Source organism: Sphingorhabdus lutea (genome assembly GCF_001889025.1).
GTDB classification, from domain to species: domain Bacteria; phylum Pseudomonadota; class Alphaproteobacteria; order Sphingomonadales; family Sphingomonadaceae; genus Sphingorhabdus_B; species Sphingorhabdus_B lutea.
This window is the reverse complement of sequence record NZ_CP018154.1, coordinates 1,915,952-1,937,025: the sequence shown is the minus strand read 5'-3', so window position 1 is coordinate 1,937,025 and position 21,074 is coordinate 1,915,952. Positions and strand designations below refer to the sequence as shown.

General features: G+C 45.5%; 22 protein-coding genes and 1 tRNA gene. 19 read left to right on the top strand and 4 right to left on the bottom strand.

The annotated features are described in order from the left end of the window. Positions 1–35 precede the first annotated feature (35 nt). From bamA to rpmE, 4 genes are all read left to right on the top strand, one after another. Complete coding sequence (bamA, locus tag LPB140_RS09240) at positions 36–2,711, top strand: outer membrane protein assembly factor BamA (protein WP_072560750.1); 2,676 nt, start codon at positions 36–38, stop codon at positions 2,709–2,711. Further along, complete coding sequence (locus LPB140_RS09235) at positions 2,711–3,409, top strand: OmpH/Skp family outer membrane protein (protein ID WP_072559584.1); 699 nt, start codon at positions 2,711–2,713, stop codon at positions 3,407–3,409. The genes bamA and LPB140_RS09235 overlap by 1 nt, the downstream gene beginning before the upstream one ends. A gap of 17 nt (positions 3,410–3,426) precedes the next feature. Then, positions 3,427–3,882, top strand: coding sequence for a 3-hydroxyacyl-ACP dehydratase FabZ (gene fabZ / locus LPB140_RS09230; protein ID WP_072559583.1), 456 nt, complete (start codon positions 3,427–3,429; stop codon positions 3,880–3,882). A gap of 159 nt (positions 3,883–4,041) precedes the next feature. Further along, on the top strand, positions 4,042–4,269 hold the full coding sequence (rpmE, locus tag LPB140_RS09225; protein WP_072559582.1) for a 50S ribosomal protein L31: 228 nt from the start codon (positions 4,042–4,044) through the stop codon (positions 4,267–4,269). 16 nt (positions 4,270–4,285) lie between these two features. Here rpmE and LPB140_RS09220 read toward each other — a convergent pair whose 3' ends face one another. From LPB140_RS09220 to LPB140_RS09205, 4 genes are read right to left on the bottom strand one after another with little or no spacing between them, the layout of a single operon-like run. Then, positions 4,286–5,239: a 5-oxoprolinase subunit C family protein gene (locus LPB140_RS09220; RefSeq protein ID WP_072559581.1), complete on the bottom strand. Its 954-nt coding sequence runs from the start codon at positions 5,237–5,239 to the stop codon at positions 4,286–4,288. Beyond that, positions 5,236–5,889 carry a carboxyltransferase domain-containing protein gene (locus tag LPB140_RS09215; protein ID WP_072559580.1) on the bottom strand — a complete coding sequence of 218 codons (654 nt, stop codon included), beginning with the start codon at positions 5,887–5,889 and terminating at the stop codon, positions 5,236–5,238. The genes LPB140_RS09220 and LPB140_RS09215 overlap by 4 nt, the downstream gene beginning before the upstream one ends. Further along, entirely contained in the window at positions 5,886–6,641 is a 756-nt protein-coding gene (locus LPB140_RS09210) for a 5-oxoprolinase subunit PxpA (RefSeq protein WP_072559579.1), read from the bottom strand. The genes LPB140_RS09215 and LPB140_RS09210 overlap by 4 nt, the downstream gene beginning before the upstream one ends. 3 nt (positions 6,642–6,644) lie before the next feature. Then, the gene (locus LPB140_RS09205) at positions 6,645–7,904 is read right to left on the bottom strand and encodes an NRAMP family divalent metal transporter (protein ID WP_083550243.1); all 1,260 of its coding nucleotides are present in this window, start codon (positions 7,902–7,904) and stop codon (positions 6,645–6,647) included. Positions 7,905–8,027: 123 nt separating this feature from the next. On the opposite strand from LPB140_RS09205, the gene LPB140_RS09200 reads away from it, so the two are divergent. The 15 genes from LPB140_RS09200 (at position 8,028) to LPB140_RS09135 (ending at position 21,071) form a co-directional block, all read left to right on the top strand. Beyond that, positions 8,028–8,104: transfer RNA gene (locus tag LPB140_RS09200), tRNA-His, on the top strand. A 178-nt stretch (positions 8,105–8,282) separates the two neighbouring features. Next, entirely contained in the window at positions 8,283–9,332 is a 1,050-nt protein-coding gene (locus tag LPB140_RS09195) for a Glu/Leu/Phe/Val family dehydrogenase (RefSeq protein WP_072560745.1), read from the top strand. A gap of 84 nt (positions 9,333–9,416) precedes the next feature. Then, on the top strand, positions 9,417–10,133 hold the full coding sequence (gene ccmC, locus LPB140_RS09190) for a heme ABC transporter permease CcmC (protein ID WP_232223388.1): 717 nt from the start codon (positions 9,417–9,419) through the stop codon (positions 10,131–10,133). A gap of 3 nt (positions 10,134–10,136) precedes the next feature. Continuing rightward, entirely contained in the window at positions 10,137–10,268 is a 132-nt protein-coding gene (locus LPB140_RS12570; protein ID WP_257785768.1) for a hypothetical protein, read from the top strand. A 37-nt stretch (positions 10,269–10,305) separates the two neighbouring features. Next, a complete protein-coding gene (gene ccmE, locus LPB140_RS09185; protein ID WP_072560743.1) occupies positions 10,306–10,767 on the top strand; it encodes a cytochrome c maturation protein CcmE in 462 nt (153 codons plus the stop codon). Next, on the top strand, positions 10,764–12,713 hold the full coding sequence (locus tag LPB140_RS09180; RefSeq protein ID WP_072559577.1) for a heme lyase CcmF/NrfE family subunit: 1,950 nt from the start codon (positions 10,764–10,766) through the stop codon (positions 12,711–12,713). The genes ccmE and LPB140_RS09180 overlap by 4 nt, the downstream gene beginning before the upstream one ends. Further along, positions 12,710–13,267 (top strand): redoxin family protein, encoded by a 558-nt coding sequence (locus LPB140_RS09175; protein WP_072559576.1) that lies wholly within the window; start codon positions 12,710–12,712, stop codon positions 13,265–13,267. The genes LPB140_RS09180 and LPB140_RS09175 overlap by 4 nt, the downstream gene beginning before the upstream one ends. After that, on the top strand, positions 13,267–13,680 hold the full coding sequence (locus tag LPB140_RS09170) for a cytochrome c-type biogenesis protein (protein WP_072559575.1): 414 nt from the start codon (positions 13,267–13,269) through the stop codon (positions 13,678–13,680). The genes LPB140_RS09175 and LPB140_RS09170 overlap by 1 nt, the downstream gene beginning before the upstream one ends. After that, the gene (locus tag LPB140_RS09165) at positions 13,680–14,306 is read left to right on the top strand and encodes a tetratricopeptide repeat protein (RefSeq protein WP_072559574.1); all 627 of its coding nucleotides are present in this window, start codon (positions 13,680–13,682) and stop codon (positions 14,304–14,306) included. The genes LPB140_RS09170 and LPB140_RS09165 overlap by 1 nt, the downstream gene beginning before the upstream one ends. 81 nt (positions 14,307–14,387) lie before the next feature. After that, positions 14,388–16,313, top strand: coding sequence for a potassium transporter Kup (locus LPB140_RS09160; protein ID WP_072559573.1), 1,926 nt, complete (start codon positions 14,388–14,390; stop codon positions 16,311–16,313). 337 nt (positions 16,314–16,650) lie between these two features. Beyond that, positions 16,651–18,324, top strand: a complete 1,674-nt coding sequence (gene leuA / locus LPB140_RS09155; RefSeq protein ID WP_072559572.1) for a 2-isopropylmalate synthase — start codon at positions 16,651–16,653, stop codon at positions 18,322–18,324. Positions 18,325–18,396: 72 nt separating this feature from the next. Further along, positions 18,397–19,368, top strand: coding sequence for an NAD(P)H-dependent flavin oxidoreductase (locus LPB140_RS09150; protein ID WP_072559571.1), 972 nt, complete (start codon positions 18,397–18,399; stop codon positions 19,366–19,368). A 178-nt stretch (positions 19,369–19,546) separates the two neighbouring features. Beyond that, positions 19,547–20,032 carry a YHS domain-containing (seleno)protein gene (locus LPB140_RS09145; protein ID WP_083550585.1) on the top strand — a complete coding sequence of 162 codons (486 nt, stop codon included), beginning with the start codon at positions 19,547–19,549 and terminating at the stop codon, positions 20,030–20,032. A gap of 48 nt (positions 20,033–20,080) precedes the next feature. Beyond that, positions 20,081–20,377 (top strand): hypothetical protein, encoded by a 297-nt coding sequence (locus LPB140_RS12525; protein WP_083550241.1) that lies wholly within the window; start codon positions 20,081–20,083, stop codon positions 20,375–20,377. Then, positions 20,334–21,071 (top strand): DUF6969 family protein, encoded by a 738-nt coding sequence (locus LPB140_RS09135; RefSeq protein ID WP_156874183.1) that lies wholly within the window; start codon positions 20,334–20,336, stop codon positions 21,069–21,071. The genes LPB140_RS12525 and LPB140_RS09135 overlap by 44 nt, the downstream gene beginning before the upstream one ends. Positions 21,072–21,074: the final 3 nt, after the last annotated feature.

The window sequence follows — 21,074 nt, the reverse complement described above, 5'->3', positions numbered from 1 at the left end:
ATAAAAATAAAGTGATGAAACTGGAAAAGCGAAATATGCAAATTACAAAAAAGCCAGCATTTTTATGGGGTTCAACCATATTGACCCCGATTGGCATGTCATTATCCATCGCGCTTGCACAGCCAGTTATGGCGCAGCAAGCACCCGCTGCTCCAGCATCTGCCACAGATTCGCAGCAAATAAGGTCGATTGTCGTTGTCGGATCGCAGCGTTTAGAGGGCGATACTGTTCGCAGCTATATCCAATTACGCGAAGGTCAAAATTGGTCACAAGTCGCCGCTGACCAAGCGATTAAAGATTTATTTGCAACCGAATTATTCGCCGATGTTTCAATCCAAAATAATGCTGGCGCTGTTGTTATTGAGGTGAAAGAAAATCCCGTGGTTAACCGGATTATCTTAGAAGGCAATAAACGCGTCAAAAATGATAAAATTCAACCTGAAATTCGCCTTGCCCCGCGGCAAATTTTCTCGCGCAGCAAGGTGCGCGCCGATGTTGCACGTATAATCGAGCTATATAAACGTCAGGGGCGTTTCGCCGCCAATGTAGAACCAAAATTGGTGCAATTGGACCAGAACCGTGTTGATGTTGTTTTTGAGATTGAGGAAGGCCCAAAATCAAAAGTTCGTCAAATTAACATTATTGGCAATGAAAAATTCTCCGACGGTGAACTTCGTGGTCAAATGTTGACCAAACAGGCACGTTGGACCAAGCTTTTATCCTCTGGTACCAGCTATGATCCCGATCGTTTGGCATTTGACCAACAAAAATTGCGTCAATTTTATTTGACCGAGGGTTATGTTGATTTTCGTGTTGTGTCGGCGGTTACCGAATTAACCCCCGATAAAAAAGATTTCATTATCACCTATGTTGTTGAAGAGGGTGATAAATATAAATTTGGCGATGTAACGGTTGAAAGCCAAATTCGTGATTTTAAATCAGAGGCGCTTTCGGCAAATCTGCCGATGAAAAAGGGTGAATGGTATAATGCCCAAGAGGTTGAGGATACAGTTGAATCATTAAGTGAAAGCGCCGGTTTGTTTGGCTATGCCTTTGCTGATGTGCGCCCGCAATTTGACCGCAATAAAGATGATTTGGTCATGAATGTGACCTTTACCCTTGCCGAAACGCCGCGCGTTTATGTGGAGCGGATTGACATTAATGGTAATACCCAAACCAAAGATAAAGTGCTTCGCCGCGAATTTCGTTTGAACGAAGGCGATGCGTTTAACAGTTTCTTGGTCAAAAGATCGGCCGATCGTATTAAATCGCTTGGTTATTTTCAGGAAGATTTTGAGGTAGAGCAAGTGGACGGCAGCGCGCCAGATCGTATTGTTCTGGTCGCCAATGTGGAGGAAAAGCCCACAGGTGAGCTTTCGCTTTCTGCGGGTTTCTCTAGCCTTGAAAGCTTTATTTTCCAAGGTTCAATTCGTCAAAAGAATTTCCGTGGCATGGGGCAGGAATTGGGGCTGAGCATGTCTTATTCCAGCCTTTCAAAATCCGCACAACTTTCCTTTACTGAGCCATCATTATTTGACCGTTCAATTGCGGTTAGCGGGTCAATTTTCCGTCAGGATTATGATAATGGATATGGCACCAGCAGCAATACAACATATAGCCAGACGACAACGGGCCTTTCCATATCGGCAGGCACGCCGATTAATGAATTTTTATTATTTCAGGCGCGTTATTCATTAAGCTATGATGAGGTTTCCTTATCGGACATCTTCTTTTATGATCCTGATGGCACAGGGCCATTGCCATCGGAATGCGACACTTATCAAGTAGGTCGTTTTTTATGTGAAGCGGTGGGTAAGCGCACAACATCGCTTTTGGGTTATACATTCCTATATGACACGCGCGACAGCCGTCTGCGCCCGACAAGGGGATATAGCCTTAGCCTGAGCCAAGATTTTGCCGGGCTGGGCGGTAGTGTTAAATATGTTAAAACACGTTTTAATGCCGATAAATATTGGCGTTTAACCAAAAGCGGCTTTATCTTTTCATTAAAGGGTGAGGGCGGATATATTCATCCATTGGAAAATCGCGGAACCGATGCAAATGGCATTGATGATGTGCGATTGACCGACCGTTTTTATTTGGGCGAGCCGCAAATTCGCGGATTTGATATTCGCGGCGTTGGGCCGCGTGTTATTCGTTATATTGATGTTGACATGACCGATCCATCAAGCCCAGTGGTTAACCGTGAATTGGGTCGTAACAGTATCAATTTTGATGATGCAATTGGCGGACGTGCATATTATCTTGGCCGTGCGGAGCTTGAAATTCCATTGGGTACAGGTGCAAGTGAGCTTGGCCTTCGTCCATCCTTATTCATGGATATTGGTTCGGTCTTTAATATCAGAAAACCAATTTTGACCACTCTTTCTGACTTTTTGGATAGCAGTGACGGCAATTATAAATCGCTATGCCAATCATCCACAGGTACAACATTTGCAACGCGCGTCACGCCAACCGATGGCAGCGCGGCAACAGGGGCATTTAATATTTGTGCCAGCGACGCACGGGTCATTACCCCTCGTGAGGAAGTATTTTTTGGTGATAGCATTTCACCAAGATTATCGGTTGGTTTTGGTGTGAACTGGAACTCTCCATTTGGTCCATTCCGAATTGATATCGCACATGCTCTTTTGAAAAAAGAGGGCGACGATACCAAATTATTCTCATTCAATGTAGGAACACAATTCTAATGATTAAATCTATGAAAAATATTTTAATGGCTGCAACTGCCTCGGCATTATTTATCGCTCCTGCGGCACAGGCACAGGTTGCTGGTATCGCGACTGCCGATGTCACAACCTCTATTGTAAAGGCAAAGGGTTTTGGGGCTGCATATGAACAGGTTCAAAATACTTTCAGCGCGAATAGCGGATTGATACAGGGCAAGTTAAAAGAAATTAACGACATAAATGCCCAGCTTGATACCGATGGCAATAAAGAGCTAACCCAGGCTGAACTTGATGCAGCGATTAAGGCTAAAAACCCGCTTTTGACGCAATTACAACAAAAAGAAGATGAAATAAATCAATTGGAAGCACCTGCAATTCGTGCGCGTGTTTATATAATTGAGCAATATTTGCAGCAATATGCCGCCGCACAGCAAAGCGTGGTGACAGCGAAAAAAATCAATTTTATTTTGGCGCCCGATGCATTTTTATGGGCACCTGAAGCAATTGATATTTCGCCCGCAATTACGGCGGAATTGGATAAATTGGTGCCAACAGCATCAATTACACCGCCCGCAGAATGGCAGCCTTCGCGTCAGGGATATGGCATTTATGAACAAATTCAACAATTATTGACCAATGTTGCGCGTCAACGCGCCGCACAGGCCGCTGCACAACAAAATGCGCCAGCTGCCAATGCTGCGCAACCTGAATCACGCTAAGGTCAATTGGGGGCAATATGACCAAAGTCGAGGGATATGATGTCCGCAAGGTGATGGCGGTGCTTCCGCACCGTTATCCCATGTTGTTAGTTGACCGTGTTGAAGAACTGGTCATGAATGAGCGGATTGTCGCGGTAAAGGCTGTGACCATGAATGAAGGGTTTTTTCAAGGGCATTTCCCTGGACGCCCCATCATGCCAGGGGTTATGATTGTTGAGGCTTTGGCACAGGCGGCTGGCGTGTTGGCGATGGAAAGCCTTGGTCTTGCCGGATCGGGTAAGCTGGTTTATTTCATGTCAATTGACAATGCCAAATTCCGTGCGCCCGTTGAACCGGGTTGTTTACTGCATTTAAATGTCGAATTTACCAAACAGAGCAAACGTGCCTGCCGATTTGCGGGTAAGGCAATGTTGGGTGATATTGTGGCCGCAGAGGCGGAATTTATGGCAATGATTGCAGATCCCCCGCAATAAGGTTTTCATTGTCCCGAAAGAGGGGGCGGGTTATTTTATCCGCCTTTATTAAAACTATTGGTTGCAAATGTTAAGAAGCCCCGTTATTGGCGTTGCTTCTGTCCATTTGGGCCGTTCTAATGGCTGGTCGGAAACCAGTCAAAATATGGAGCAAGATTGATGAAAAAAGATATTCATCCCGATTATCACATGATTAAAGTACAAATGACCGATGGTTCGCAATTTGAAACGCGTTCCACATGGGGCAAGGAAGGCGACGTCCTGAAATTGGATATTGACCCTTCTTCTCACCCTGCATGGAATGGTGGCAACCAACGTATGTTGGATGCAGGCGGTCAGGTTGCACGCTTTAACAAGCGTTTTGGCGGTCTTTCACTTAAAAAATAATGGAATTATGGCTGTTTTAATCCAGCCGTAAATCGGGAAGTAATTCCCGCCATTTTGAAAGTTTTAACCGGTGGAGGCGACGCGCTTCCTCCGGTTCTTTCATTTGGAAAATAATATTATTTCCCGGCGCACAGCCACCAATTAAATGCCGATCCGCCGCGATAATTTGGGCAATGCGCGGATATCCGCCGCTTGTTTGGCCATCAACCCCCAAAATATAGGGCTGTCCATTTGGCGGGCATTGAATGGTGCCGTTGAAAACCGCGCTGCTATCCATATGATGATGCGGAATTTTTAACGCATTTTTGCCGTTTAATGACAATCCCATTCGGTCTCCACGATTGCTAATCTGCCATTTTTGCGTTGTGAATAGCGCCTTTTGTCCTTCATCTAATAAATGCCATTCTGGCCCGGCAATAAAACGGATAATCTTATCTGTCAAAATTGGCTGGCGATATTCAATCGGGATATGGCATATATTATCTCCAATAATTTGCGGGTGATTGGCATGTAAAATATGCCCTCCAAAAATAGGGATCAAGGCCGAACCACCAATTTTGGAAGGAAGATAGGTTGAATTACCTTGCATCCATTTTTCCCCGACAAATCCGCCCGATATGGCAAGATAGCAGCTGCGTCCTATATTATTGGGCATGATGAATATGTCGCCGCCGCATGGTACATATAGGGTGGAATAATGGTCCGCAATTACGCCATTTATCGTCACATAATCAATTGAACCTGCAACCGCAATTTTCACATCACCCATGGCGGTTAAGCGAAGCGGCGACCAGCCTGTTTCAAGGGCAAGGGCGCTGCTTTCATTTCCTACCAAATAATTGGCCAATGCCATCATAATCGGCTCTGCAGGACCGCATAGGGGCATGCCAAAGGCGCGATTCGCGCGATAGGGAATTCCCTGTAAGGTCGAGCCAATGCCCGGATTTATAATTTTTAACGCGGCTATCATGTTGCAATTTCCACGGACGAAAAAATAATCTCATCCCCCAATTTTAATAAAAAGGGCGATTGGCCATTTTCCGCTATATCTAAATGCACTAATGATTGACTTATCCGGCCAATAATGGGCCAGCCGCCCGGGCCGTCATTTGCATAAATACAGGCGCGATTTCCCAAAAAACCAATACTTCCAGCCGGTACATGTTGCCGGGGATTATCCAAACGCGTCATGGGGCGTTGAAATAAATCATTAGAATTTTGTAAATATGCAAAGCCGGGTTGAAAGCCCATCATCACCACGTCAAATATGCTTGTTTGGATATGGGATATAAAATCATCTTTGCTCATATCGTAAAATTGGCTGGCCATTAAAATGTCGGGCGCATCCGCAGCAGTAAAATTTGCAGTTAATATATGCTGTTTTTCATCTGTTTGCACTTTATCATGTGGCGGGGAAAGGCATTGGGTAATTTGCGCCATAATCTTTGCCTCATCATATAATAATGGGTCATAGCTTATGGCGATATCAGACCATCCGGCAATAATATCGGCAAAAAAATCGCTGCGCAGACGGCTTGCGGTTTGTGATGCGCTTAATCCTTCATATGGCGCGATAAGGATATAATCTTCGCCGCTATATATGATGTTAATTTGGTTCATATCGGTTGGATGGAAATGCCATTTTCTTGCAAAATTTGATAAATTGCCTGTGCGCTTTTCAATGCGTCATTGCTATCTGAATGAAGGCAAAGGCTTTGTGCGTTTATGGTTAAATCGGCGCCATTTTTATCCAATATTGGTCTGCCAAGCGCCATATTTAGCGCCTGTATAGATTGTTCGGGGACATCATGCAAAATGGCATCGGGCTCGCTACGCTGGACCAAACTTTTATCCTGATTATATCGCCGATCGGCAAAGGCTTCATCAATATATTTAAGGCCATATTGGGCCGCAATACCGCGGCATTGCGATCCGGCGAGCCCATAATAATTTATATTGGGAAAAATTTCGGCCACAGCTGCGCAAATAATATGCGAAATTTCCGCATTTCTTGCCGCGATATTATATAATGCCCCATGGGGTTTTACATGGCGCACCACGATATTTTGGGCGTGGGCAATATCAGCAAAAATTTCCAGTTGAGATATAATGGCCGATGATAATTGATCCGATGTCATTATCATTTCTTTACGGCCAAAATTTTGCGTATCGGGAAAGGAGGGATGCGCGCCAATGGCAACGCCGCGCTTTGCCGCCTCCTTCATCATATATGCCATGCTAAATTCATCGCCCGCATGCCCGCCACATGCAATATTTACGCTGCTGACCACATCCATAATTTTAATGTCGCGCGCCTGTGATTCGGCGGCGCTGTCTTCGCCAAGGTCGCAATTAAGGTCAATGTTCGCCATTGCTCAACTTAATCCAAGAATATGAGTCAATGATTCGGCGCCCAATAATGATTTTGCGCCCAAAAAGGTGCAAAAAATCAAGATAACCCATCCTGAAATAATTTTTATCTTACCCGGCCTATGCGCCGCCAATGCAGAGCTTGATGTTATCAATATCATTAAGAAAAGTGCGACAATTGGCAGTAAAAGCCCATTTGCAAATTGTGCAATGGTAATAATTTCAACCGGTTTAATTCCCAAGGAGGCCAGGGCGGTGCCAATGGCCGCCACCAAAATGGCGGTGGATTTGAACAATATTTGTTCATAATTTTTGCCCTGTGCGCCGGTGATTTCGCAGGCAATATATGCTGTGGCCATTGGCGCAGTTATGGCGGAGGTTAAACCGGCGGCAAATAAACCCGCGCCCAATGCATATTGCGCGACATCACCAAATAAGGGACGCATTTGCCCCGCCATGTCGGCGGCGCTTTGAATTTCAATATTATTACCAAAAAATGCTGCGGCGGCAGTGGCAATAATCGCCATGGAAACCAGCCCGCCCAGTGAAATGGAAACAGCATTTTCGACATTCGCCTCGGTCAGTTTATCCGCGCTTTTCCAATGTTTTTTGGATAAAGCCGCGTGCAAAAATAAATTATATGGCACTATTGTGGTGCCAACCAATGCAATTGCGGTGAATAGATTTTCATCAGAAAGATTGGGGATAAAACCGCCCATCATTAACGCAAAATTCGGTTTTACGATGATTAAACTGATTAAAAAAGAAATGCTCATCACCACCACAATGGCGATTAAAATTTTCTCCAACCATTTTTGCGCCCCAAAAAATACCATTAAAATAACGAATCCTCCGACCAATAAGGGGAGTAACGAAGGCGTAATTTGTGGGTTGATGGCGTTAATTCCCATCATCACCCCCGCAATATTGCCCGATTCATAGGCACTATTGCCTACAAATAATGCTGTAATAAGGATGATAGAGAATAATATTTTCGTTAATTTATTGGGCAGGGCGTCCAAAATCGCCTCTCCCAATCCCTTTTGCAGGATGATGGCAACATGGCTGGCCAAATTTTGCAAAATTATGGTGGCAAAAGTGGCAAATAACATGACCCACAATAGTGAATAGCCAAATTTTACGCCGCTTAACGTGCATATTGTGACCGTTCCTGGTCCAATAAATGCCGCAGAAACCAACATGGCAGGGCCAGGCCGATATTGTAATAATGCTTTTCCAATTCCCATAATTTTAATTTTTAGCATGGCTTTTTTGTTTGGCTAGCAAAAATAGTCACTCTTTTTTTTGTGCATTATGCTTGACCAAATATATATAGTAGGATTAAGGAGCGGCCTCACCCAATTGATGTTTTGTTAATTGGTTATGTGGCGATCGTAGCTCAGTTGGTTAGAGCGCCGGTTTGTGGTACCGGAGGTCGGGGGTTCGAGACCCCTCGGTCGCCCCATTTTTTCTCTCCCCTAAATGTTATTTTATAAATTGCATTACGGGGGATGACAAAAGACATTTATAATATTATTACATCATATAATTATTAAATTACGCCAATATCATGTCGATATATGATAATCTATGACGGATATATTATCGTCATAAATGGCTGAATGTTGAAAAGTGGATATAATATGACCTCTATTTGGGAATTGCCTGATTTTGACGCGCATGAAGCGGTTCATGTTGTTGAGGATTATAAAAGCGGACTGCGAAGCGTGATCGCCGTTCACTCCACAAATTTAGGACCCGCAGCAGGCGGTACCCGATTTTGGCATTATGCACAGCCGCAAATGGCGATTACCGACGCGCTGCGTTTGTCACGCGGAATGAGTTATAAAAATGCAATGGCCGGATTGCCCCTTGGCGGTGGTAAAGCGGTGATATTGGCCGATGCAAAACGCACAAAAACCCCCGAAATGCTGGCGGCATTTGGACGCGCGATTAACCAATATAATGAACAATATGTCACTGCCGAAGATGTTGGCATGTCCGATATGGATATGGTGGAAATTTCAAAACAAACCAAATATGTTGCCGGCCTGCCGGTTAGCGACCCAAATCTGGCTGGTGGCGACCCAGGGCCCTATACCGCCTATGGCGTATATTTGGGCATAAAGGCAGCGGCAAAGCATAAATTGGGCGTTGATGATATGCGCGGCGTTCGTGTGGCGATACAGGGCGTGGGCAGTGTTGGCGGGGGGGTCGCCAAATTATTGGCCAAGGATGGCGCAATATTGATTTTGGCGGATTTATTTGCGGATAAAGCCGCAAAATTGGCCGAGGAAATTGACGCGGCGCATGTCGATCTGGACAATATCATGACCAGCGAATGTGATATTTTCAGCCCCAATGCATTGGGCGCGGTTTTAAACCAACAAAGCATTGCTGCGTTAAAATGCCAAATTGTTGCCGGCGGCGCGAATAATCAATTTGCCACCGCGCGCGATTCGCAAATATTGTTTGAACGCGGCATTTTATATGCACCGGATTATGTCATAAATGCGGGCGGCATTATAAATGTTGGGTTGGAATATTTGGGTAATGCAACGGTGGATGATGTGAATGAGCGGATTAAAATCATTCCACAGCGGTTAAGCGATATTTGGAAACAAAGCGAAGAAACCAATATTGCATCGTCAAAAATTGCCGATCAAATGGCGCAAAAATTAATTGGCCGATAAAATTTGCCATATTAAGCGGCTTTTTCGTCAATTATTGTTGGTGAATATGGCTCATGGATGCTAAACGCTCTTCGAGTCTATACCATGCATAAATACGCTAATCCTGCCCAATTTCTTAAAATTGCAAAACCAGCCACTTTTTGGCTGTTTTGGCCGGGTATGATTTTGACTCTCGCTTCTTGTTTATGGGGCGTGACGATGGTTCCTGAAGAACGGTTAATGGGCAAAATGGTGTCTATTATCTTTGTTCATGTGCCGTCTGCATGGCTTTCTATGGCGGGTTGGACCAGTATTGCGATTGCCAGCATCGTTCAATTGGTCTGGCGACATCCCTTGGCCGGAATATCGGCGCGCGCCATTGCCGTGCCAGGCGCGGTTTTTGCGGCAATTTGTCTTGTTACTGGATCGATTTGGGGACGGCCCGCATGGGGCGCATGGTGGGTATGGGATGGCCGCTTAACATCCATGTTGGTGTTATTTTTAATCTATATCGCCTATATTTCATTGGTCAGCAGCAGCAGTAATAAGGGCGAAACAAGCCGCTTTGCCGCGATTTTCGGCATATTTGGCGCGGTAAATATTCCCATTATCAACCGTTCGGTTATCTGGTGGGAAAGCCAGCATCAAAAACCCAGCATCACTTTGGGCGGCTCGTCAATTGATGCGGCCTATCTTTACCCGCTTTATGGCGCGATATTGGGCTTTTCGTTAATTTTTGGCGCGGTTGTGTTGATGCGAATGCGCAGCATTTTGGCCCAAATAAAGGTTGAAAACCGTATGCGCCGCAGGGCAGAGGGATAGGTTATGAACCATATGCCATATATAATTGCCGCCTTTGCCGTCACTTTTGCCGGCATTTTCCTGCTATCATGGGATAGTTATGTCAAAATGAAACGCGCGGAAAAAAGCAGCGATGATTTAAGAAAAGATAGTTGAAATGGTGAAGGGACATCAAAATAATATCTCCAAAAAGATGGGGCAAGGCGTAAAGGCAAAGCATCAACGCTTAATTTTAATATTATTCGCCCTGTTAATGTTAATTGGGGCGGCATTATTGGCGGCCAATGCCCTGCGCGATCAGGCGGCATATTTTTACACGCCCACCACGCTAAATTCCTCAAAAATAGAAGAGGGCAAGGCGGTGCGATTGGGCGGCATGGTAAAGCATGGATCAATAGAAAAATCCCCCGATGGCACGTCGGTTCAATTTACTGTTCAGGATAAAAATTCCCAAATTTTGGTAAATTATAGCGGGATTTTGCCAGATTTATTTGTCGAAGGTTCGGGTGTGGTGGCCGAGGGACGGTTAAATGCACAGGGGCAATTTGTCGCGGACAGCTTGCTTGCCCGGCATGATGAAAATTATGTGCCAAGGGAGCTGGGCGATATGGACCAATATCAGGCAGAACATAGCAAAGACAGCGTCGTCGAATGATTGCAGAATTGGGCCATAGTGCGCTTTGGGTCGCGGCCATGCTTGCCTTATTACAGGCAATTTCGGCAAGTTTTACCATTTTTGGGCGTCAGGAATTGGCCTATATTATCCGGCCTGCCGCCATTGCACAGGCTGCATTGGTAATGGCCGCTTTTGGTGCGTTAATTTATTTATTCGTGATAACCGATTTATCGTTATTATTGGTGGCCAGTAACAGCCATATCGACAAACCCATGATTTTTAAAATCGCCGGCAGCTGGGGCAATCATGAAGGTTCGATGCTATTATGGGTGATGATTTTAACATTGTCGGGCGCGGCCATTGCTATTTTTGAACGGCGGATAAACCGCGCAACATTAAATGCGACATTGGCGGTGCAGGCCTTTATCGCGCTTGGTTTTTTTCTATTTTTAATTTCGGTGTCAAATCCGTTTGAACGGCTATATCCCGCTGCACAGGTTGGTGCGGGGTTAAACCCTTTGTTACAGGATTTGGGTTTGGCGTTCCACCCACCCACATTATATATCGGCTATGTCGGCCTGTCAGTCGCATTTTCATTGGCATTAGGCGCAATGTTGACCGGCCAAGTTGGTCCAGCCTTTGCCCGCGCAATGCGGCCATGGGTGCTTTTATCATGGATATTCTTGACCATTGGCATCGTCGCAGGCAGCTATTGGGCATATTATGAACTTGGCTGGGGTGGCTGGTGGTTTTGGGATCCGGTTGAAAATGCGTCCTTAATGCCTTGGTTGGCAGCAACGGCGCTGCTCCATTCGGTCAGTGTGCTTGCTGCGCGCGATGCGCTGCGTGCGTGGACGATTATGTTGGCGCTTTTATGCTTTGCCATGTCCATGCTGGGTACATTTTTGGTGCGATCGGGCATATTGACCAGCGTGCATAGCTTTGCCGTTGACCCCGAAAGAGGCAGTTTCATCTTGGGGTTATTATTATTTTATGTTGGTGGTGCATTTGCGATTTTTGCCATAAAAATTGGCACGGTAAGACAGGGTAAATTATTCCATTTTATAAGCCGCGAGGGCGCATTGGTGCTGAACAATATGTTATTAACCGTTATTTTGGCGGTTATTTTTGTCGGCACTTTGTTCCCATTAGCGGTGGAGGCGATAAGCCCCGATAAAATTTCCGTTGGCCCGCCCTATTTTAACCAAACCACCATTCCCATCACTCTTGGCATGTTTTTATTATTATTGGTTGGGCCATTACTTCGTTGGCGCAAGGATGAGGCACAAAATATGGGCTGGCGGGCTTTATTACCGATTATATTATTCGGTCTGCTTGCCATAATCATCTATCTATTGTCGCCTCAGGCTGGGATTTTCCCTATATTGGGTGCGGCCATTGCAATTGCGCTGGCCATTGGTTCATTCATGCCATTATATGGGCGCAATTTACGCCGCACTCCATTGCCCATTTACGCTATGGTCATTGCCCATTTTGGCGTTGCAGTGTCGGTTGGCGGCATGGCGGCGGAATCAGGGTGGAGCAAGGAACAGCTTGTCATTTTAAACGAGGGCAAAGAGACAAATTTCGCCGGATGGCAGGTTAAATTACAAGAAATACGCCCCGTTGTCGGCGAAAATTGGGTTGCGCAACAGGCAAATATCATGGCCAGCCGCAATGGTGATAAATTTGAAATGACACCGCAAAAACGTTTCTTTTTTAATCCGGAGCAACAAACGACGGAAGCGGGATTATTGATGCGGCCAGATGGGCAATTATATATTTCTCTGGGACAAAATGAGGGGAAAAATTGGCAGGTTCGCCTTTGGTGGAAACCATTGGTATGGATGATATGGCTTGGCGGGTTGATAATCGCATTTGGCGGAATATTGGCGCTAATCTCTCGATCCGCGATATTATTATATATAAAAAAATGGCGGCAAGGGCGGAAAAATAAAAACCCCTATGGCGGGAATATATCATGATTAAAAAAATTATCTTTTGGGTTCCTTTAATCATCATCGCCTTTATTGGCGGGTTATTCGCCTATCAATTATATCAAGGTGAGGATGATGGTTTTGTTGAATCGGCAATGGTGGGGCAGCCTTTGCCGCAATTTTCATTGCCAGCCGCGCAGACAGAAATGCCAGGCTTAAAATCATCTGATTTTGGCGGGGGGAAGGTCCGCATGCTGAATTTCTTTGCCAGCTGGTGCGGTCCATGCGCCGCCGAAGCACCCATGTTGGAGGCGTTGAAAAAGCAAGGATTTGAAATAAATGGCGTTGCCTTAAACGATAAACCGGCGGATTTATCGGCATTTTTGGCGCAATATGGCAATCCCTATACGCGCATTGGGGCGGATAATGATTTTGCATTTCAATTGAAAATGGGGTCTTCAGGCGTTCCTGAAACCTTTATTATCGATGGTGAGGGGAATATTATCCACCAGCATCTTGGCGATGTGCGGGCCGATGATATTCCAAAATTGGTCAAAATAATGCAGGATGCGGAACGGGCGCAGAAAATGGGCGGCCAATAATGATGATGTTTCGCGCAATATTATTGGGTTTTTCATTATCCCTTCTTGCGCCATTGCCCCTGTTCGCGCAGGCCGAATTGCCGTTGAATGAAAAACCACTTGCCGATCCAAAATTGGAGGCAAAGGCAATGGAGGTAATGCACCAATTGCGATGCATCCAATGTCAGGGGCAGTCGGTGTCAGACAGCGATGCACCAATTGCCGGGGCCATGCGGGCCGAGGTTCGATCCCAAATCGCGCAGGGTAAATCAAAACAGGAAATTAACGATTGGATGATTGGCCGCTATGGCCGTTATGTCACCTTTACCCCCCCGTCAAAGGGGGTAGGGATGTTCATTTGGATTTTGCCAATTTTATTATTGTTGGGCGGTTTTTTCTTAACGCAAAGATTATTTATTAAGGATGAGGCATAATGATCTGGATTTTCATCCTTATTATCATGGCGATTTTATTGCTGTCCTTTCGTTATTTGGGAAAAATTGCATGGTCGCGCATGGCGCCATTGGCAATGTTTATGTGTCTTGGCCTTGCGGGATATAGCGTTTCAGGCAATAGCAATATGCCATCTTCGGCGGCGCAAAAAATTGGCGATGATGGCAAGACCGCTGCATTATTGATTGAAATGCGCGCCAAAATGGATCGTAAATTCGCTGTGTCGAAACAATATTTAATCATATCGGACAGCCTGGCGCGGGGCGGTGATTATCATCTGGCGGCAGCATATATACAGGGCGGCATTAAAAAATACCCAAATCAACCCGATTTATGGTCGGCTCTTGGTCTGCAAATCATGTTGGCAAGTGGTGGGCGCATGTCTGCCCCCGCGCAGGATGCTTTTGATAGAGCAGAGCAATTATGGCCGCAATCGCCCAGCCCCCAATATTTTATGGGATTGGCCGCTTTAATGGATGGTAAACCCGAAGAAACAATGAAATTCTGGGGTAAGGCATTGAAAAATGGTCCGAAAAATAGTGATTGGTATCAACCTTTATTTCTGCAATATGGTGCAATTCAGCAAATGACGACTCAGCCAAGGTAAATCGTCAATAAGCAGTTGATTATTTAGTGAAATATAAAAATGAAACTTAAGACTGCATAAAATGCACAGGGTAAAATTTATATGACGAGCGCTCAAAACACAGCCTTAGTTGAAGGAAATGGTGAAAATACTCACCATGGCGGCCATAAAAAGGCCAGCCTAGGCGCGATGGCGGTTGGCGCGATTGGCGTTGTTTTTGGTGATATCGGGACCAGCCCAATTTATGCGCTGCGCGAAACATTTGCCGGGCATCATCCATTGGATTTGGATGTAGAGCATATTTACGGCGTGATTAGTTTAATGTTCTGGTCCATGATTTTGGTGGTGACGGTCAAATATGTCGCCATTGTTATGCGCGCGGATAATAAGGGGGAGGGCGGATCGCTTGCGCTGCTTGCTCTAATCAGCAAAAATGCTGGCAAGAAAAGCTGGACTGCGGGTATAGTTTTATTAGGTATATTTGCCACCGCCCTTTTTTATGGTGATAGCATGATAACGCCTGCTGTGTCGGTGTTAAGCGCGGTTGAGGGTGTGGGCGTGTATAGCCCGGCACTTTCCAATTTAATTTTGCCGTTGGCCATTGGTATTTTGATATTTTTATTTGCAATACAACGTGCAGGAACATCAAAAGTGGCCGCATTTTTTGGGCCAATTATGTTATTATATTTTGGAACCATTGCGGTTTTGGGAATTATTTCCATCGCCGCGACACCGTCAATTTTATATGCTTTAATGCCGCATCATGCGATAAATTTCTTCATTATTGATGGATATAAGGCGTTTTTGGCGCTTGGCACCGTGGTCTTGGCGGTTACTGGGGCGGAGGCATTATATGCCGATATGGGTCATTTTGGCCGCAAACCCATTGGCGTAAGCTGGCTGGTATTTGTTTTGCCTGCATTGATATTAAACTATATGGGACAGGGTGCATTGTTAATTCGTGATGGCGCACCTGCGTTGGAAAGCCCATTTTACTTACTGGCGCCCGAATGGTTTCAATTACCCCTAATCATCATTGCGACAATGGCCGCGATTATCGCTTCTCAAGCGGTGATTACCGGCGCATTTTCGGTAACACAGCAGGCCATTCAACTTGGCTTTATCCCCCGTTTGCAAATTGAACATACTAGCGCAAGCCAGGCGGGGCAAATTTACATTCCAACCATCAATTGGTTTTTGATGACGATGGTGATTATTTTGGTTCTAACCTTCCAAAGCTCATCAAATTTGACCGCAGCATATGGCATTGCTGTAACTGGCGCGATGTTGATTGATAGCTGTTTATTGGCGGTGCTGTTGACCCAGCTTTGGAAATGGAAACTTTATTATTCCATCCCCTTATTAGCGATATTCTTCATTGTCGATATTGCCTATTTCGGCGCAAATTTGACCAAAGTGCCTGATGGCGGTTGGTTCCCATTGTTAATTGGCGCAATTATTGCGGTATTATTGACCACTTGGGCGCGTGGGCGGATGATTTTACGCAACCGAATGGCGGATGAATCAATGCCTTTGGATATATTCATCCAATCTGCCAGATCCAGTGCGCAGCGCGCTCCGGGCACGGCAATATTTATGGCAAGTTCTCCCGATGGTGTGCCATCGGCCCTATTGCACAATATTAAACATAATAAGGTGCTGCATGAACGGGTGGTTATATTGACGGTGCAAATTTTGGATATTCCCCATGTTCGGCCAAAGGAAAGAGCGCTGGTTACCGATTTGGGAGATGGGTTTTTCCGTATTGTCCTGCGTTATGGATTTATGCAGGAGAGTAACGTGCCGCTTGCGTTGAAGAATATCAATATTTGCGGCGGCAAATTTGATATGATGAAGACCAGCTTTTTCCTATCACGGCAAACATTGCGCACCACGAAAAAGGGCGGCATGGCACAATGGCGCAAACCATTATTTTCATGGATGTTGCGAAATGCAGCCAATGCGATGGATTTTTTCAAATTGCCTACCAACCGCGTGGTGGAGCTTGGCAGCCAGGTTGAAATTTAGATTATAATAATAAATATATTCCACAAAAATTATATGTGTATTTATGATTTTAATTTTTAATGGGATGATGTTTTCGCCTATATTATGGGGCATATTGGAAATTAAATAATATAATTTGCACTATGCTGGTATAAAAATGTTAAAATAATGCTGGACGATAATAGCAAATATCAGCATAGAGAATATTATGACAAAGAAGACGCTTTTATCATTATGCCTGCGACTAACCCGCCCTTAGGCGAAAGGTTAGCTATTTTCATGACCAGCTATCGCCTAGGGGTTTTATAAAAAAGGTCATAACGCTTTTTTACAATATACAAATTTGATAGGCATTTTCATGATTACCGATCCTTCACAAAAATATCGTCCATTTCCTAAAATTAATTTGCCAGACCGCCAATGGCCCGACCGCTTGATAGAAAAAGCACCGCGTTGGCTATCCACCGATTTGCGCGATGGTAATCAGGCATTGATTGACCCTATGAATAGCGAGAAGAAGGCGCGTTTCTTTGATTTGCTGGTGAAAATTGGTGTCAAAGAGATTGAGGTTGGTTTTCCATCTGCCAGCCTGACCGATTTTGATTATGTGCGGTCATTGGTTGATCAAAAAAAGGTCCCGGACGATGTTATTATTCAAGGGTTAACCCAATCACGCCGTGATTTGATTGAGCGCACTTTTGAAAGCATGGCCGGCGCGAAAAGGGCAATTGTGCATTTATATAATGCCGTATCACCGGCATGGCGCGACATTGTGTTTAAATTGGATAAGCCAGGGGTGATTGGCATTGCACAGCAAGGCGCTGAGATTTTAAAGGAACAGGCGGCCAAATATCCCGAAACCGATTGGCATTTTGAATATTCGCCCGAAACATTTTCTACCGCCGAATTGGATTTCAGTTTGGAAGTATGTGAAGCGGTGATGGAAATATTACAGCCCACAACCGAAAAACCGCTTATCCTAAACCTTCCCGCCACGGTGGAGGCATCGACCCCCAATATTTATGCTGACCAAATTGAATGGATGTGCCGCAATATTTCTGCGCGGGAAAAGGTTATTATCTCGCTGCACCCCCATAATGACAGGGGCAGCGGCATTGCGGCGGCGGAACTTGGCCTGATGGCGGGGGCGGACCGGATAGAGGGTTGTTTATTTGGCAATGGCGAACGCACGGGCAATGTTGATTTGGTGACATTGGCGCTTAATTTATATACGCAGGGCGTGCACCCAAATTTGGATTTTTCCAATATTGATGAAGTGATTGAAACGGTGACTTATTGTAATGATTTGCCTGTTCATCCGCGCCATCCATATGCGGGTGATTTGGTGTTCACCGCATTTTCCGGTAGCCATCAAGACGCGATTAAAAAGGGTTTTGAGGCACAGGAAAAACGCAATGATAATTTGTGGCAAGTGCCATATTTGCCCATTGATCCGGCGGACCTTGGCCGTGATTATGAAGCGGTCATTCGCGTTAATTCACAAAGCGGCAAGGGCGGTGTCGCATGGGTCCTTGAAAAAGATTATGGATATAAATTACCCAAAAAAATGCAGGCTAATTTCTCCAAAACGGTCCAGATTTTGTCCGATGAAACGGGCAGGGAGTTAAGCTCTCAAGATATATGGGAGGCGTTTCAGTCTCGCTATCACCTTATCCCCGATGATGATGTGCGTTTTGAGTTGGTGGATTTTAATGAAAGCCTTAATCCACAACAAAGGACGGAGCGATTTTTTGTTGGTATGGTCCGCATTGATGGTGAAGAACAATCAATAAGCGGGCGGGGCAATGGTTTAATTTCTTCTTTGGCCAACGCATTGGAACAAAGCGTGGGCGGCGTGATTGATATAATCGATTATAGCGAACATGCCATTGGCCATGGCACGGATGCGCGGGCTGCGGCCTATGTTGAATGCCGTGTTGGCAATGGTCCTATCCTTTTTGGAGTGGGCAATAGCCGCGATGTGGCGACCGCTTCCGTAAGGGCAATTTTAAGCGCGATGAATAATATATGATTGGGCATTTGACATAGGGCATAAAGCCGCATTACATGGATTTAATCAAGGAATTAAACCGGAGAATATTTGATGTCATTGCCACCATTATTTGATAATTTGCGTTTGCCCGTAATTGGGTCGCCTTTGTTCATTATTTCAGGACCAGAATTGGTAATCGCCCAATGTAAGGCAGGAATTATTGGTGCATTTCCGGCATTAAATGCCCGGCCACAGGCACAGCTTGACGAATGGCTGCACCAAATTACCGAGGAATTGGCCGCACATAATCGTGATAATCCGGACAATCCGGCAGCGCCATTTGCGGTAAATCAAATTGTGCATAAAACCAATAACCGCCTTCAGGAAGATTTGGCGACCTGTGCCAAATGGAAAGTGCCCATTACCATTACGTCATTGGGCGCGATTAAAGAAGTGAATGACGCGGTTCATAGCTGGGGCGGTATTGCCTTGCATGATGTGATTAACGATCGTTTTTCACATAAGGCGATTGAGAAAGGCGCAGATGGCCTTATCCCTGTGGCGGCGGGCGCGGGCGGCCATGCCGGCGTTACATCTCCCTTTGCCTTGGTTCAGGAGATTCGCGAATGGTTTGATGGTCCAGTTGCGCTGTCCGGTTCAATTGGCACGGGCGCGTCCATTTTGGGTGCACAGGCAATGGGCGCAGACCTTGCCTATATGGGCAGTGTCTTTATTTCCACTGATGAAGCACGTGCGGTTGAGGAATATAAACAATCCATTGTTGATTGTTCGGCCGATGACATTGTTTATTCCAACCTGTTTACTGGTATTCATGGCAATTATTTGCGTCCTTCAATTGAAAATGCGGGCATGGACCCCAATAATTTGCCCGAAAGCGACCCCAGCGCGATGAATTTCGGCTCTGGCGGGAATAGCGATGCCAAGGCATGGAAGGACATCTGGGGCAGCGGGCAGGGTATTGGCGCGGTTAAATCCCGCGGTCCAGTGGCCGAAATGGTGGCCCGCCTTGCCAAAGAATATGCCGAGGCCAAAAACCGTCTCGATGGTATTTATCGCGGATAAGATAAAAATTAAATATATAATACAGCAATATAGGTAAGAAATACTAAATATATTTTTTAATAAGTAACCTTTGAAGGGCTTTGCCTGAATTACATTGCATGCTGGGTGACATTGCGTTCCCCCTACACCTGTTACCAACAGGGCGATGTTATCCGGCAAGCTTTTCAAAGGATTTTTTATGTTTAAGAAACAATTTTCATTATTATTGGCGGCAGTGGCTGTATCTGCATCGCCCATAGCATTTTTAACCCATGCAGAGGCCAAGCCCGTTTATGTCGGCGTTGAAGGCGAAAATATCGGCGTTGGCGGATATGATGTGGTTAGTTATTTCATGGGCGATGGCGTTCCGGTAAAGGGCAATGCGACCATCATGGTAAAGCATGAAGGCGTCGCCTATCATTTTTCCAGCCAGAAAAATGCCGATGCCTTTTCCGCCGACCCCGCGCAATTTCTGCCGCAATATGGCGGCCATTGCGCATGGGCAATGGCCCGTGGTTCAATCGCACCCGGTGATCCGACCGTATATAAAATTGTCGACGGCAAATTATATTTAAATTTCAATAAGCAAGTTCAAAATATGTGGCTGAAGGATATTTCCGGCTTCATTGAAAAAGCAAATGCTGAATGGAAAGAAATTCCAGATGATGCCGCTTTCGGCGCATAAGGGAAAGTTTTGCCCAATTTCGGGCGGGAAGTAAGAAGGAGTAAATATATGTCAAATGCAATGAAATTAGCAAAATTATTATCAATTACCGGTGGTTTGGCCATGGCCAGTATTGGCGGCGTTGCTGGCGCAACCGCGCCATGTGGGCCGAGCCGTTCATCTTCATATTGTTCGGCGCGTCCATGTGCCCCCAAAAAGGCAAAAAAAGTTAAAAAGGCCAAAATGGCAAAAAAGCATAAATGCGCGGCCAATCCCTGCGCGGCTAATCCCTGTGCAGCCAACCCATGCGCGGCTAATCCCTGTGCAGCAAATCCATGCGCTGCGAAATGCAGCCCACGCGCATAAGCAATTGGAACATCAAATTGCCTCCCTCCCCAAAATGGGGGGAGGTAATAATGGCGGGATTAAGAATATGATGGAGCAGCAAAAGGCAGCAGAATTTTTGATGGATAGCAGCGTTGCCATGCATGAAAGTGCTATGCCATTGATGCACCGAATCGTGCCGGACGATGTTTTAATTTGGAATCATTATCCCGAAATTGATGTGGTCAATGGCGTCGCCGGCAGCCGGTTTTTCTATCATTGCCATCCACCAGAAGACAGAGATGGCGAGGAGCATGGTCATTTCCATTTCTTCATTGATAAAAAATCAATGGATAGTGATTTTAACCCCTTGATCGCTGCACCTGAAATAACGGGAAAGCGCGCCGAAGTGGTGCATATTGCTGCTTTATCAATGGATTATAATGGACTTCCCATAAAATGGTTCACCACGAATAGATGGGTGACAGATGAAAGCCTCTATCCCGCAGAAAATATTATCTCAAAAATGGCATTATTTGACCTGCGCGGTTTAAATGGTGATCCTTTGGTGAACATCTGGCTGACCGCCATGTTACGGCTTTCACAAAATATCATCGCCAATTTATTGCGTGAACGTGATGAAATTTTGATGCAAAAAGACCCTAGCGGAGAGGATAGAAATGTTGAAATCCTATCCCACGCCAGGGTCGATTTATCGTCTTTATTGGACGGGTAGGGG

Coding starts and splice junctions, on each gene's coding strand:
- bamA (WP_072560750.1), top strand. CDS start 36: ATGCAAATTACAAAAAAGCCAGCATTTTTATGGGGTTCAACCATATTG.
- LPB140_RS09235 (WP_072559584.1), top strand. CDS start 2,711: ATGATTAAATCTATGAAAAATATTTTAATGGCTGCAACTGCCTCGGCA.
- fabZ (WP_072559583.1), top strand. CDS start 3,427: ATGACCAAAGTCGAGGGATATGATGTCCGCAAGGTGATGGCGGTGCTT.
- rpmE (WP_072559582.1), top strand. CDS start 4,042: ATGAAAAAAGATATTCATCCCGATTATCACATGATTAAAGTACAAATG.
- LPB140_RS09220 (WP_072559581.1), bottom strand. CDS start 5,239: ATGATAGCCGCGTTAAAAATTATAAATCCGGGCATTGGCTCGACCTTA.
- LPB140_RS09215 (WP_072559580.1), bottom strand. CDS start 5,889: ATGAACCAAATTAACATCATATATAGCGGCGAAGATTATATCCTTATC.
- LPB140_RS09210 (WP_072559579.1), bottom strand. CDS start 6,641: ATGGCGAACATTGACCTTAATTGCGACCTTGGCGAAGACAGCGCCGCC.
- LPB140_RS09205 (WP_083550243.1), bottom strand. CDS start 7,904: ATGCTAAAAATTAAAATTATGGGAATTGGAAAAGCATTATTACAATAT.
- LPB140_RS09195 (WP_072560745.1), top strand. CDS start 8,283: ATGACCTCTATTTGGGAATTGCCTGATTTTGACGCGCATGAAGCGGTT.
- ccmC (WP_232223388.1), top strand. CDS start 9,417: ATGCATAAATACGCTAATCCTGCCCAATTTCTTAAAATTGCAAAACCA.
- LPB140_RS12570 (WP_257785768.1), top strand. CDS start 10,137: ATGAACCATATGCCATATATAATTGCCGCCTTTGCCGTCACTTTTGCC.
- ccmE (WP_072560743.1), top strand. CDS start 10,306: ATGGGGCAAGGCGTAAAGGCAAAGCATCAACGCTTAATTTTAATATTA.
- LPB140_RS09180 (WP_072559577.1), top strand. CDS start 10,764: ATGATTGCAGAATTGGGCCATAGTGCGCTTTGGGTCGCGGCCATGCTT.
- LPB140_RS09175 (WP_072559576.1), top strand. CDS start 12,710: ATGATTAAAAAAATTATCTTTTGGGTTCCTTTAATCATCATCGCCTTT.
- LPB140_RS09170 (WP_072559575.1), top strand. CDS start 13,267: ATGATGATGTTTCGCGCAATATTATTGGGTTTTTCATTATCCCTTCTT.
- LPB140_RS09165 (WP_072559574.1), top strand. CDS start 13,680: ATGATCTGGATTTTCATCCTTATTATCATGGCGATTTTATTGCTGTCC.
- LPB140_RS09160 (WP_072559573.1), top strand. CDS start 14,388: ATGACGAGCGCTCAAAACACAGCCTTAGTTGAAGGAAATGGTGAAAAT.
- leuA (WP_072559572.1), top strand. CDS start 16,651: ATGATTACCGATCCTTCACAAAAATATCGTCCATTTCCTAAAATTAAT.
- LPB140_RS09150 (WP_072559571.1), top strand. CDS start 18,397: ATGTCATTGCCACCATTATTTGATAATTTGCGTTTGCCCGTAATTGGG.
- LPB140_RS09145 (WP_083550585.1), top strand. CDS start 19,547: ATGTTTAAGAAACAATTTTCATTATTATTGGCGGCAGTGGCTGTATCT.
- LPB140_RS12525 (WP_083550241.1), top strand. CDS start 20,081: ATGTCAAATGCAATGAAATTAGCAAAATTATTATCAATTACCGGTGGT.